Origin of the sequence: Ralstonia pickettii (genome assembly GCF_000607165.1) — a bacterium.
GTDB lineage: Bacteria > Pseudomonadota > Gammaproteobacteria > Burkholderiales > Burkholderiaceae > Ralstonia > Ralstonia holmesii.
The window spans coordinates 1-12,073 of record NZ_JFZG01000020.1; the positions used below are offsets into that span (position 1 = coordinate 1).

At 64.6% G+C, this 12,073-nt stretch carries 14 protein-coding genes; 11 read left to right on the top strand and 3 right to left on the bottom strand.

Features of this window, described 5'->3' with window-relative positions:
* Positions 1 to 321: 321 nt before the first annotated feature.
* The gene (locus BG83_RS0116590; protein ID WP_024977763.1) at positions 322 to 1,098 is read right to left on the bottom strand and encodes an enoyl-CoA hydratase; all 777 of its coding nucleotides are present in this window, start codon (positions 1,096 to 1,098) and stop codon (positions 322 to 324) included.
* 83 nt (positions 1,099 to 1,181) lie between these two features.
* Here BG83_RS0116590 and paaG point away from each other — a divergent pair, with 83 nt between their 5' ends.
* The 3 genes from paaG (at position 1,182) to paaK (ending at position 3,824) form a co-directional block, all read left to right on the top strand.
* Positions 1,182 to 1,970, top strand: coding sequence for a 2-(1,2-epoxy-1,2-dihydrophenyl)acetyl-CoA isomerase PaaG (gene paaG, locus BG83_RS0116595; RefSeq protein ID WP_024977764.1), 789 nt, complete (start codon positions 1,182 to 1,184; stop codon positions 1,968 to 1,970).
* A 10-nt stretch (positions 1,971 to 1,980) separates the two neighbouring features.
* Complete coding sequence (paaI, locus tag BG83_RS0116600; protein WP_024977765.1) at positions 1,981 to 2,442, top strand: hydroxyphenylacetyl-CoA thioesterase PaaI; 462 nt, start codon at positions 1,981 to 1,983, stop codon at positions 2,440 to 2,442.
* 77 nt (positions 2,443 to 2,519) lie between these two features.
* On the top strand, positions 2,520 to 3,824 hold the full coding sequence (gene paaK / locus BG83_RS0116605) for a phenylacetate--CoA ligase PaaK (RefSeq protein ID WP_024977766.1): 1,305 nt from the start codon (positions 2,520 to 2,522) through the stop codon (positions 3,822 to 3,824).
* Positions 3,825 to 3,833: 9 nt separating this feature from the next.
* On the opposite strand, the gene BG83_RS0116610 is transcribed toward paaK, so the two are convergent.
* Positions 3,834 to 4,988 carry a murein transglycosylase A gene (locus tag BG83_RS0116610; protein WP_024977767.1) on the bottom strand — a complete coding sequence of 385 codons (1,155 nt, stop codon included), beginning with the start codon at positions 4,986 to 4,988 and terminating at the stop codon, positions 3,834 to 3,836.
* A gap of 74 nt (positions 4,989 to 5,062) precedes the next feature.
* Between BG83_RS0116610 and BG83_RS0116615 the strand changes: the two genes are divergently transcribed.
* A complete protein-coding gene (locus tag BG83_RS0116615; protein WP_024977768.1) occupies positions 5,063 to 5,296 on the top strand; it encodes a hypothetical protein in 234 nt (77 codons plus the stop codon).
* Positions 5,297 to 5,303: 7 nt separating this feature from the next.
* Here the strand turns inward: BG83_RS0116615 and apaG are convergent, their stop codons facing one another.
* On the bottom strand, positions 5,304 to 5,678 hold the full coding sequence (gene apaG / locus BG83_RS0116620) for a Co2+/Mg2+ efflux protein ApaG (protein ID WP_024977769.1): 375 nt from the start codon (positions 5,676 to 5,678) through the stop codon (positions 5,304 to 5,306).
* Positions 5,679 to 5,809: 131 nt separating this feature from the next.
* On the opposite strand from apaG, the gene rpe reads away from it, so the two are divergent.
* From rpe to trpC, 7 genes are all read left to right on the top strand, one after another.
* On the top strand, positions 5,810 to 6,535 hold the full coding sequence (gene rpe / locus BG83_RS0116625; RefSeq protein WP_024977770.1) for a ribulose-phosphate 3-epimerase: 726 nt from the start codon (positions 5,810 to 5,812) through the stop codon (positions 6,533 to 6,535).
* A complete protein-coding gene (locus tag BG83_RS0116630; protein ID WP_024977771.1) occupies positions 6,532 to 7,263 on the top strand; it encodes a phosphoglycolate phosphatase in 732 nt (243 codons plus the stop codon). Before rpe ends, BG83_RS0116630 begins: the two co-directional genes overlap by 4 nt.
* A gap of 401 nt (positions 7,264 to 7,664) precedes the next feature.
* Complete coding sequence (trpE, locus tag BG83_RS0116635) at positions 7,665 to 9,197, top strand: anthranilate synthase component I (protein ID WP_024977772.1); 1,533 nt, start codon at positions 7,665 to 7,667, stop codon at positions 9,195 to 9,197.
* A gap of 16 nt (positions 9,198 to 9,213) precedes the next feature.
* On the top strand, positions 9,214 to 9,783 hold the full coding sequence (locus BG83_RS0116640) for an aminodeoxychorismate/anthranilate synthase component II (RefSeq protein ID WP_024977773.1): 570 nt from the start codon (positions 9,214 to 9,216) through the stop codon (positions 9,781 to 9,783).
* The gene (locus BG83_RS0116645; RefSeq protein ID WP_419177609.1) at positions 9,780 to 10,214 is read left to right on the top strand and encodes a lysozyme inhibitor LprI family protein; all 435 of its coding nucleotides are present in this window, start codon (positions 9,780 to 9,782) and stop codon (positions 10,212 to 10,214) included. Before BG83_RS0116640 ends, BG83_RS0116645 begins: the two co-directional genes overlap by 4 nt.
* 13 nt (positions 10,215 to 10,227) lie before the next feature.
* Positions 10,228 to 11,265 (top strand): anthranilate phosphoribosyltransferase, encoded by a 1,038-nt coding sequence (trpD, locus tag BG83_RS0116650; protein ID WP_024977775.1) that lies wholly within the window; start codon positions 10,228 to 10,230, stop codon positions 11,263 to 11,265.
* Between the two features lies 1 nt (position 11,266).
* Positions 11,267 to 12,070, top strand: coding sequence for an indole-3-glycerol phosphate synthase TrpC (trpC, locus tag BG83_RS0116655; protein WP_024977776.1), 804 nt, complete (start codon positions 11,267 to 11,269; stop codon positions 12,068 to 12,070).
* Positions 12,071 to 12,073 lie beyond the last annotated feature (3 nt).

Sequence of the window (12,073 nt, forward strand, 5' to 3'; positions counted from 1 at the left end):
CCGCCAACCACTCCTGAATTTCCAGCCAATCGCCAACCACACAATCGACCGCAAACCCGCCCCACTCCTGCTTCTCCACCACCCAACTCCACCGCCTCAACCTGCGTTTCGGCGCTGTGTTTTGCAGCGAGGGGCGAACTATAGGCGGGTTCTTGGAGGTTGGCAACACCTTTGTCGTTACGGGTTGATGACGAGTTCGTGAAGAATCGCCGCCAGCCCCGTCTGCGCCTAGGATTGCGGCCGCAAAGCACGCGCAAACGAGGCCGCGAATACTCGAGGTTGTTACTCGGGTATTCCCGAGATCACTCCGCTAAGCACTGCTTATTGGTGCTTGAACGCCGGTGCGCGCTTCTCGACGAAGGCGCGCATGCCCTCTTTCTGGTCTTCCGTGGCGAATGTGGAGTGGAACAGGCGGCGCTCAAGATGTACGCCTTCGCTGAGCGAGGTCTCGTAGGCCGCGTTGATCGACTCTTTGATCATCATGACCGTGGGCAGCGAGAACCCGGCAATGGTTTCTGCGGCTTGGATGGCTTCGTCGAGCAGCTTGTCTGCGGGGATGACGCGGGAGACCAAGCCGGCGCGCTCAGCTTCTTCAGCGCCCATCATGCGGGCGGTCAAGCAAAGATCCATGGCCTTGGCCTTGGAGACGGCGCGCGGCAGGCGCTGCGTGCCGCCGGCGCCGGGCATGGTGCCGAGCTTGATTTCTGGCTGGCCGAACTTGGCGGTGTCGGCGGCAAGGATGATGTCGCACATCATGGCCAGTTCACAGCCGCCGCCCAGCGCGTAGCCGGCCACTGCGGCAATCACCGGCTTGCGGATGCGGCGGATGGTTTCCCAGTTGCGCGTGATGTATTCGTTCTTATAGACCGTGGCGAAGTCGTATTCAGCCATGGCGCCAATATCCGCGCCCGCGGCGAACGCCTTTTCACTGCCGGTGATGACGATGGCACCGATGTTGGCATCGGCATCGAAGGTGAGCAGCGCGGCGCCAAGCTCATCCATGAGCGCATCGTTGAGGGCATTGAGCGCCTTCGGACGATTGAGCGTAATAAGACCGACGCGACCGCGCGTTTCAACCAGAATGTTTTCGTAGGACATGGAAGCTCCAGTTGGAATGGATGTAATATTAGCCGACCAACCGGTCGGTTAATCAATGAACCGATGACCGAGGAGGAGACAAGATGACTAGCCCGACCATGCTGCTTGACTGGCATGAACGCGTGGCAACCATCACGCTAAACCGGCCCGATCAGCTCAACAGCTTCACGGCCGGCATGCACCAGGAACTGCGCGACGCGCTGGACAAGGTGGAGCGCCAGCGGGCCCGCGCGCTGATCCTGACCGGAGCGGGGCGCGGTTTCTGCGCGGGGCAGGATCTCTCCGAACTCAATTTCACGCCCGGTCAGATGACCGACCTGGGTCAGCTCATCGACGAACAATTCAACCCGCTGGTGCGCCGACTGCGTGCCATGCCCCTGCCAGTGATTGCCGCTGTGAACGGCGTGGCCGCGGGCGCGGGCGCGAATCTGGCGCTGGCCTGCGACATCGTGATGGCTGCCGAGAATGCGTGCTTCCTGCAGGCCTTCGTGAAAATCGGGCTGTTGCCGGATTCGGGCGGGACGTGGTTCCTGCCGCAACGCATCGGTGTGGCGCGGGCGATGGGGCTGGCGATGCTTGGCGAGAAGCTGGACGCAAAGACAGCGCTCGCCTGGGGCCTGATCTGGGGCGTTTATCACGATGCCAAGATCCTGATGACCGAAGTGAATTGCATGGCCGACCACTTGGCCAAGCAGCCGACGCGAGCGCTGGCCGCCATCAAGCGTGCGATGCATGCGGCGCCCACCCAGTCGCTCGACGCCCAGTTGGATCTGGAACGCGACCTGCAGCGCGAACTCGGCAACTCTCATGATTACGCTGAGGGCGTCGACGCATTCCTCAACAAGCGCGTGGCGCATTTCACCGGCGAATAGAGGAATCTGCATGACCGAGACCACCCTCCACGATGCGCAGGCCCTGGCCGAGGCCGCCTGCAAGAGCATGTTTGACGCCGATGCCTGCACCCGCTGGCTTGGCATGCACGTGGAGGCGGTCGGGCCCGGCTATGCCCGCTTATCCATGACCGTGCGGCCGGAATTCCTGAATGGCCATCGCACGTGTCATGGCGGACTGATCTTCACGCTGGCCGATTCTGCCTTCGCGTTTGCCTGCAACAGCCACAATCACAACACGGTGGCGGCTGGGTGCAGCGTCGAATTTCTGCGGCCGGCGCATGGCGGCGATGTGCTCGTCGCCGAGGCAACCGAGCAGGTTTTGTCCGGCCGGCATGGCGTGTACGACGTTCGTGTCTCCAACCAAGCCGGTGAGGTGGTCGCCATGTTTCGCGGCAAGTCCGCACAGATTCGCGGCCACGTCATTCCCGTCTCCGACAGCAGCGAGGCCTAGCCGCACCATCGTTATAAAGATCCGAGATCGCGCCACCACAAGAGGACGCCGCACGACGGCATCCCGAGGAGACCCGCATGCGCCCCCGCTCGACCGACCTGCCGCTCGATCCAATCGAGACCGCCAGCCGTGACGCCATCCAGGCGTTGCAGCTTGAACGCCTGAAGCGCAGCTTGGCGCACGCGTATGAGAACGTGCCGGCCTACCGGGCCAAATTCGACGCGGCGGGCGTGCATCCGTCGGATTTGCGGTCGCTTGCCGATCTGGCGAGGTTTCCATTCACGACCAAGGCGGATTTGCGCGACAACTATCCGTTCGGCATGTTTGCGGTGCCACAGGATCGGATTGCGCGTATCCACGCGTCGTCGGGCACGACGGGCAAACCCACGGTCGTCGGCTACACGCTGGCGGATATCGATACGTGGGCCGGGTTGGTGGCGCGCTCGATTCGGGCGGCGGGAGCACGGCGCGGCGACAAGGTCCACGTGAGCTACGGCTACGGGCTTTTCACCGGCGGCTTAGGCGCGCATTACGGCGTGGAGCGCGCTGGGCTGACGGCCATCCCATTCGGTGGGGGGCAGACCGAGCGGCAAGTGCAGTTGATCGTCGATTTTCAGCCGCAGATCATCATGGTCACGCCCAGCTACATGCTGGCAATTGCCGACGAGTTCGAGCGGCAAGGCATGGACCCTGCCGCGTCGAGCCTGCAGATCGGCATCTTCGGGGCCGAACCGTGGACGCCCGAGATGCGCAGCGCCATCGAAGCGCGCATGGGGCTTTCAGCGGTCGATATCTACGGCCTGTCAGAGGTGATGGGGCCAGGCGTGGCCAGCGAATGCGCCGAGACCAAGGACGGCCCAACCATCTGGGAAGACCACTTTTATCCGGAGATCATCGATCCGGACACCGGCGAGGTGCTGCCCGACGGCGAGTTCGGCGAACTGGTGTTCACCTCGCTGACCAAGGAAGCGATGCCCGTGGTGCGCTATCGCACCCGCGATCTGACGCGTCTATTGCCGGGCACGGCGCGTCCGAGCTTCCGTCGCATGGAGAAAATCACCGGCCGCTGCGACGACATGATGATCGTGCGCGGCGTGAACGTGTTCCCCTCGCAGATCGAGGAATTAATCCTGAAGCACGCGGCGCTGTCCCCGCACTATCAATGCGTGCTCGGCAAGGAAGGACCGCTGGATACGCTGACGGTGCGGATCGAGGCGGCGCTGGGTGCGCCGGCTGACGCAGCCCAATCGGCGGGCCGCCAACTGGCGCACGACATCAAATCGTTGATTGGCGTGACAGCGGCGATCGAGACGTTGGCCAGCGGCGGGATCGAGCGCTCGGTCGGCAAGGCGCGCCGCGTGGTGGACTTGCGACGGGGTTAGTCCCTCTCTTTAGCGGGCGGCGACGCCGACGCTGCCACCCTTCGGCACGAGCACCCAAAGGCGGCCCGCCTGCTTCATGCGCCCGGCCAAGTCGCCCGCGGCATCGCCATGGCCGAAGTAGTAATCGGCACGGACGGCGCCGCGAATGGCTGAGCCCACGTCCTGCGCAAAAACGAGTTTCTGGATGGGATCGGTCGACAGCGGCTTGGTGGTCGACAGGAACACCGGGGAGCCCAGCGGAATGTAAGTCGGATCTACTGCAATCGAACGCTCGTCCGTGAGTGGCACGCCGAGCTTGCCGATCGGGCCGCCCGTGTTGCCCGGCGTCTCTGCAAAGAACACGTAGCGCGGGTTGATGTTGAGCATCTCCTCGACGCGGCCCGGATTGGCGCGTGCCCAGGCCTTGATTCCCTGCATGGTCGCCTGCACCGGTGTGATTTCACCCATGTCGAGCAGCCAACGCGCGAACGAGCGGAACGGCTGGTTGTTGGTCCCGCCCACGCCAAGGCGCATGATGCCGCCCTCTTCCAACTGAACCTGGCCCGAACCCTGGATCTGCAGGAACGCTGCTTCGACCGGGTCGTCCACCCAGACAATCTCTTGGCCCTGGAGCGCCGGACTGCGGATCAATTGCGCGCGGGCCGGCAGGGTCTTGCCGCGCCACGCAGCGGGCATGCGGTACAGCGGCGTCTGATAGGCCCCGTGGCGGGTGCGCGAGCCGCGCAGCAGCGGTTCGTAGTAACCGGTGATGAGGCCACTGTCGGTGCCGTCGTCCTTCACGACCCGATACGGCGTGAAGTTGTCTTCAAAGAAAACGCGCATGGCAATCGGATCGCCGGCATCCACCATCAGGCCGGCCGTGCACACACGCGACCAATCGGCGCGACGCTTCATTGCCTGGCAGTTCGACTGCAGTGCGGGCCAGGCGGAGGCGAGGTCATCGACAGTCCAGCCGGACACATCAGCCCAGGTGGCGGGAGCCAGATGCCCGCCGAGCGTGCCGGTGGGCGCCTGCGGCGCTTCGACGCGCGGCGGCGGCCCGCTCGTGCAAGCTGCCAGCATTGCGGCGACCAGGGCCGCGGCCAGGGAACCCATCCGCGCAGCCCATCGGCGGTGCAGGGCGTTGCCGGCTCGTGTCAATGCGTCCAAGGTTGCTGCTGTCATGCGTGTTCCATCCTGTCCGGTGCGGCCCCGGGCTTGGCTACAATGCCTCGCACCCGAGCTTCCCGCCGTCGACCATGAGCGAATTCTTTGAAAACCATCCGATGATGCTGTTCGGCCTGGAGGCCGGCGTGGCGCTGTTCCTGCTGATCTTCATCGTGATCTGGACGATGTCGGGCGCCAAGAAGCATCCGCGCCCACTGCGTGCGCCGCCCGAACACCCGTCGCGCCATAGCGATGCCGCCAAGCCTTCGGAATCGACCGCCGCCGCCCCGAAAGATTCGCAAGCGGCCAAATCCGACGCGCCCTGATTCCCGATCAGTGCAGCATGCGCGGCATCACCAGCGCAAATTCGGGGATGGGCGCCTCGAAGCGGTGACCGTCTTCAGCCACGCAGAAGTATTCTCCGCGCATCGTGCCCACGGGTGTCTTGATGGTCGCCCAGCTCGTGTATTCGAAAGACTCGCCCGGCGGCAGCAGCGGCTGGTGGCCAACCACGCCCAGGCCGTTCACTTCCTGCACCTGCTCGTCGGCGTCGGTGATCACCCAGTGGCGGGAAATGAGCTGGCTCGGCACGTCACCGGTGTTGCGGATGGTGATGGTGTAGGCGAAGGCGTAGCTGCCCTGTTCCGGCTCGGATTGCTCCGGCAGATAGCGCGTCCGGACCTGGACGGTGAATTCGTAGCTCGGCATGTCGATCCACAATCAGAATTGGCGCCCATTGTGCGGCATGGCTGTGGCAGCGGCAAGGCGCTGGCAGACGGCCGATCCGGCTAAAATGGCGGCCTCCTTTGCGCATCTGCGCGCCTTATCCGTCTCCCATCATGTCCGCAGCCATCGATCCGTCCGGTTTCCGCATTGCCCCGTCCATCCTGTCCGCCGACTTCGCCCGCCTTGGCGAAGAAGTGCGCCGCGTGCTCGAATCGGGCGCCGACTGGATCCATTTCGACGTGATGGACAACCACTACGTGCCGAACCTGACCGTCGGGCCGCTGGTCTGCGAGGCAATTCGCCCGCACGCGCAAAAGGACGGCAAGCCGGTGCCGATCGACGTGCACCTGATGGTCAGCCCGGTCGATCGCATCATCCCGGACTTTGCCAAGGCCGGCGCTGACCTGATCACGTTTCACCCGGAAGCTTCGGAGCACATCGACCGTTCGCTGGCGCTGATCCGCGACAACGGCTGCAAGGCTGGCCTGGTCTTCAACCCGGCCACGCCGCTGCACTATCTGGATCATGTGATGGATCGCCTGGACATGGTGCTCATCATGTCGGTCAACCCGGGCTTTGGCGGCCAATCGTTCATTCCGGAAGCGCTGAACAAGCTGCGCACCGTTCGTCAGAAGCTCGACGCATACCAAGACAAGACCGGCCGCAAGATCCTGCTTGAGATTGACGGTGGCGTGAAGGCAGACAACATCGCCGAGATTGCCAAAGCCGGCGCCGACACCTTCGTCGCGGGTTCGGCGGTGTTCGGCAAGCCGGATGCAGATGGCGGCTACCGTGGCACCGTGGGTGCGCTGCGCCAAGCGCTGGCCCCCCTGGCATGACGACGGGCGTGCTACCCGCCGGCCCTGTTCGCGCTGTCATCATCGACCTGGACGGGACGATGGTGGACACCGCGGGCGACTTCCACGCCGCCATCAATGCGATGTTGGAGGCGCTTGGCGCCACGCCGGACATGCCGACCGAGGAAGTCGTCGGCTACGTCGGCAAGGGCTCGGAAAACCTCGTGCGGCGCGTGCTCGATGCGCGCTTGCCACCGGCTCAGGCCAACAGCCGCTTTGCGGAAGGGCTAGAGGCGTACCAGCGCGCCTACATCGCCATCAATGGTCAACACGTGAACGTCTATGAAGGCGTGCGCGAAGGGCTGGCTGCACTGCGCGACATGGGCATCGCTCTCGCGTGCGTGACGAACAAGCCACACGATTTCACGCAGCCGCTTCTGGCGCAGCTCGGTCTGAACACGTATTTCGACCTCGTCTACCCGGGTGACGCCTTCCAGTATCGCAAGCCCGATCCGTACCCCATGCTGCGGGTGGCGGAGGCGTTTGGCGTGACCCCGACTGAAATCGTGGCCATTGGTGACTCGGAAAACGACGCTCGCGCGGCCCGCGCGGCCGGCATGCGCGTGCTGGCGGTGCCGTATGGCTACAACCACGGCCAGCCTATACAGCACGCAGGAGCCGATGCTATAGTCGACACACTTTTTGCGGCAGCTGAGTTGATCCGGCCCTATGCAGAGCCACACAACACCGTCTCTGCCGCTTCAAACTGACGATCCATGTTCCTGAATCGCAAACGCGTCGACGCTGGTGGTGACCGGGGGGCCTGGCCCTGGCGGCCCTGGCACGCCCTCGTCCGGGCGTAAGCGTTTGCACGGCTGCTGATCGTTCTTCCTCGGTTTCGGCACTCTGGCGCGTCACGAGCGCGCCGCCCAAACCACCCTCGCATCTCCTGCCCCAAACGCTGACCGCCCGCCGGTCTTCCGCTGGCCCGCTTTCGGCTGCGGACGACCCTTGCGGGATCGCACGGTCGCTTTTACGACGTTCGCGCGTTCCCATCCCTGATGTTCTGCTAACGTTCCGACGGCATCATTGACGCTCTTGCGTTTGCCGTGGAGCGAACGCATGCCGGTGGGCGCGCAACCGCCCGCCTGGCGAATCGACCTGACCGCTCATGACCGAACTCGAATTCAAATCGCTGGCCGACCAGGGCTACAACCGCATTCCGCTGATTGCCGAGGCTCTGGCCGACCTGGAGACGCCGCTGTCGCTGTATCTGAAGCTGGCGCAATCACACGACCGCGGTACGCATACGTTCCTGCTGGAATCGGTGGTGGGCGGCGAGCGCTTTGGGCGTTACTCCTTCATCGGCCTGCACGCGCACACGCTGCTGCGCGTCAAGGGCAACCACACCGAGGTGGTGACCGACGGCAAGGTGGTGGAAACGCACGACGGCAATCCGCTGGACTTCATCGCCGCGTTCGAGCGCCGCCAGAAAGTGGCGCTGCGCCCGGGCCTACCCCGCTTCTGCGGCGGCCTGGCTGGTTATTTCGGCTACGACGCCGTGCGCTTCATCGAGCCACGCCTGGCCGAAACCGCTCCGCCCGATGATCTGCAATTGCCCGACATCCAGCTCATGCTGTGCGAAGAGCTGGCCGTGATCGACAACCTGTCGGGCAAGCTCTACCTGATTGTCTACGCCGATCCGTCCAAGCCCGAGGCCTATTCACGCGCCAAGCAGCGCCTGCGCGCGTTGCGCACGAAGCTGCACCAGCCGGTGGATGTGCCGGTGACGTCGCCGTCGGTGCGCACCGACACCATCCGCGAGTTCGACAAGGCCGACTACATCACCGCCGTGCTCAAGGCCAAGGAATACATCGCCGCCGGCGACATGATGCAGGTGCAGATCGGCCAACGCCTGGTCAAGCCGTTCCGCGACGCACCGCTGTCGCTGTACCGCGCGCTGCGCTCGCTGAACCCGTCGCCATACATGTACTTCTACAACTTCGGCGACATGCAGATCGTCGGGGCATCGCCGGAAATTCTGGTGCGCCAGGAAGAACGTCGTGTGCCGGCTGCTGAAAACAACGGCAACGGCGCCGACGAATCCGCCCGCATCGTCACGATCCGCCCGCTGGCCGGCACGCGCCCGCGCGGCAGCACGCCCGAGCGCGATGCGGAACTCGCCACCGAGCTCCTCAACGACCCGAAGGAAATCGCCGAGCACGTCATGCTGATCGACCTGGCGCGCAACGACATCGGCCGCATTGCCGAAATCGGCTCCGTCAAGGTGACGGACCAGATGGTCATCGAGAAGTATTCGCACGTGCAGCACATCGTCAGTTCCGTCGAGGGCCGCCTGAAGCCCGGCATGACCAACATGGACGTGCTGCGCGCGACCTTCCCGGCCGGCACGCTCTCGGGTGCACCCAAAGTGCGGGCGATGGAGATCATCGACGAGCTGGAGCCGGTCAAGCGCGGCATCTACGGCGGCGCGGTGGGCTATCTCTCGTTCTCGGGTGAGATGGATCTGGCTATCGCCATTCGCACCGGCATCATCAAGGACGGCAATCTCTACGTGCAGGCCGCCGCCGGCGTGGTGGCCGATTCGGACCCGGATGCCGAATGGAGGGAAACCGAACACAAGGCGCGCGCCGTGCTGCGTGCCGCCGAGCAAGTGCAAGACGGCCTCGACGCCGATTTCTGAGGTCAAGGAGAACACCATGCTGCTGATGCTCGACAACTACGACTCCTTTACCTACAACATCGTCCAGTACTTTGGCGAACTCGGCCAGGACGTGCGCACGTTCCGCAACGACGAGATCACGATCGAAGAGATCGAAAAGCTGAACCCCGAGCGCATCTGCCTGTCGCCCGGCCCGTGCACGCCGACGGAAGCCGGCATCCTGGTTCCAGCCCTCAAGCACTTTGCAGGGCGCGTGCCCATCCTGGGCGTATGCCTGGGGCACCAGGCCATCGCAGATGCGTTTGGCGGACGAGTCATCCGCGCACAGAAGGTGATGCACGGCAAGGTCAGCACCATCGAAAACACCGGCGTGGGCGTGTTCGCCAACCTACCGAGGCATTTCAAGGTGACGCGCTATCACTCGCTGGCGATCGAGCGCGAAACGCTGCCGGACTGCCTGGAAATCACCGCCTGGACGGAAGACGGTGAAATCATGGGCGTGCGCCACAAGACGCTGCCCGTCGAAGGTGTGCAATTCCACCCGGAATCGATCCTGTCTGAACACGGCCATGCACTGCTTGGCAATTTCCTGAAGGAACGCGTCTGATGCGCCGCGCGTGCGCGGTCGTGGCCGCATTGATGGCAAGCCTGCCGGCAATGGCCAGTACGCTGGAAGCCTGCCGCGCGGCCCAGTCTGAAGCCGGCGGCGTCGCTCAATGCGTGCAAGGCGCACGCAAGGCAGCGCTGGCCGAACTGGCGACCGCGGAATCCGCCCGCCGCAACGACCTGCGCGCACGCATGAACCTGCGCGGCGGCATTGATCGGGGCGCCGCCATGGCCTTTGACCGCTCCGTGCGCGCACACCAACTCTATCGACAGGCCGAATGCGACCTGGAACGCCGCTTGGCTCGCAACACGCCCGATGCCGACCTGGCCGAAGCCGCGTGCGAGGCCGACCTGTCGCGTGAGCGCATCGGCGCCTTGCGCGACGTCGCACAGCCGGCCACCCCGGCTGCGGCTCCGGCAGCGCCCAACTGAATACGGAACGATCATGTCCATCACCCCGCAAGAAGCGCTCGTTCGCTGTATCGAGCACCGCGAAATCTTCCACGACGAGATGCTGCATCTGATGCGGCTCATCATGCGCGGCGAGATGTCGCCAGTCATGGCGGCCGCCCTCACCATGGGGCTGCGCGTCAAAAAAGAGACCATCGGCGAAATCGCGGCCGCTGCCACCGTCATGCGCGAATTCGCCACCAAGGTCGATGTGCCCGCTGAGGTGTCCGATCACTTCGTCGACATCGTCGGCACGGGCGGCGACGGCGCCAACACTTTCAACATCTCGACCGCCTCGATGTTCGTGGCGGCGGCGGCTGGCGCACGCATCGCCAAGCATGGCGGGCGCGGCGTCAGCTCCAAGTCCGGCAGCGCCGATGTGCTCGAAGCGCTGGGCGTCAACATCATGCTCACGCCCGAGCAGGTGGCCGAATCGATCGAGACGGCAGGCATCGGTTTCATGTTTGCGCCCAATCACCACCCCGCGATGAAGAACGTCGCCCCCATCCGCAAGGAACTGGGCGTGCGCACGATCTTCAACATCCTCGGGCCTCTGACCAACCCGGCCGGCGCGCCGAACATCCTGATGGGCGTGTTCCACCCGGATTTGGTCGGCATTCAGGTGCGTGTGATGCAGCGCCTGGGCGCGAAACACGCCGTGGTCGTCTACGGCAAGGACGGCATGGACGAGGTATCGCTGGGTGCCGCCACGCTCGTCGGGGAACTCAAGGACGGCGTGGTGACCGAATACGAAATCCATCCCGAGGACTACGGCATGCAGATGGTCTCCAACCGCAGCCTGAAAGTGGCCGATGCGGAGGAGTCCAAAGCCATGCTGATCGACGCGCTGGAAAACAAGCCCGGCACCCCGCGCGAGATCGTCTCGCTCAACGCGGGTGCAGCGCTGTATGCGGCCAACATCGCAGGCTCGATCGGCGACGGCATGAAGCTGGCCCGCGAGGCGATCGCCTCGGGCGCAGCGCGTGCCAAGCTCGACGAGCTCGTGCGCGTCACCAACCAGTTCAAAGCCTGATATGTCCGACATCCTGCAGAAAATCCTGGCCGTGAAGGCCGAAGAAGTGGCCGCCGCGCGCAAGCACCGTGACCTCCCGAGTGTGCGCGCAGAGGCCGAGGCCAACCGCACGGACAGCGCCCTCGGCCCCCGCGGCTTTGCCAAGGCGATGCGCGAGAAGATCGCCGCCGGCCACGCCGCCGTCATCGCCGAGGTGAAAAAGGCGTCACCGTCCAAGGGCGTACTGCGCCCGGACTTCCAGCCCGCCGACATCGCCCGCAGCTATGCCGAGCACGGCGCCGCCTGCCTGTCGGTGCTGACCGACGAGCAATTCTTCCAGGGCCACGCCGACTATCTGCGCGAAGCCCGCGCCGCCTGCGCGCTGCCCGCACTGCGCAAGGACTTCCTGGTCGATCTGTACCAGGTGTACGAGGCGCGCTCGTGGGGCGCAGATTGCATCCTGCTGATCGTTGCTGCGCTGGATCAGGGCCTGATGGTCGAACTCGAAGCGTGCGCGCTCGAACTCGGCCTGGACGTGCTGGTGGAAGTGCACGACGGCCATGAGCTGGACCGCGCGCTGCGCCTGCAAACGCCGCTGGTGGGCGTGAACAACCGCAACCTGCGCACGTTCGAAACCTCGCTCGACACCACGCTCGACCTGCTCAAGCACATGCCGGACGATCGCATCGTCGTGACGGAATCCGGCATCCTCACGCCGGACGACGTGCGCAAGATGCGCGCCGCCGCCGTCAACGCGTTCCTCGTCGGCGAAGCCTTCATGCGCGCCGAAGACCCGGGCGCCGAACTCGCCCGCCTGTTTGCCTGATCG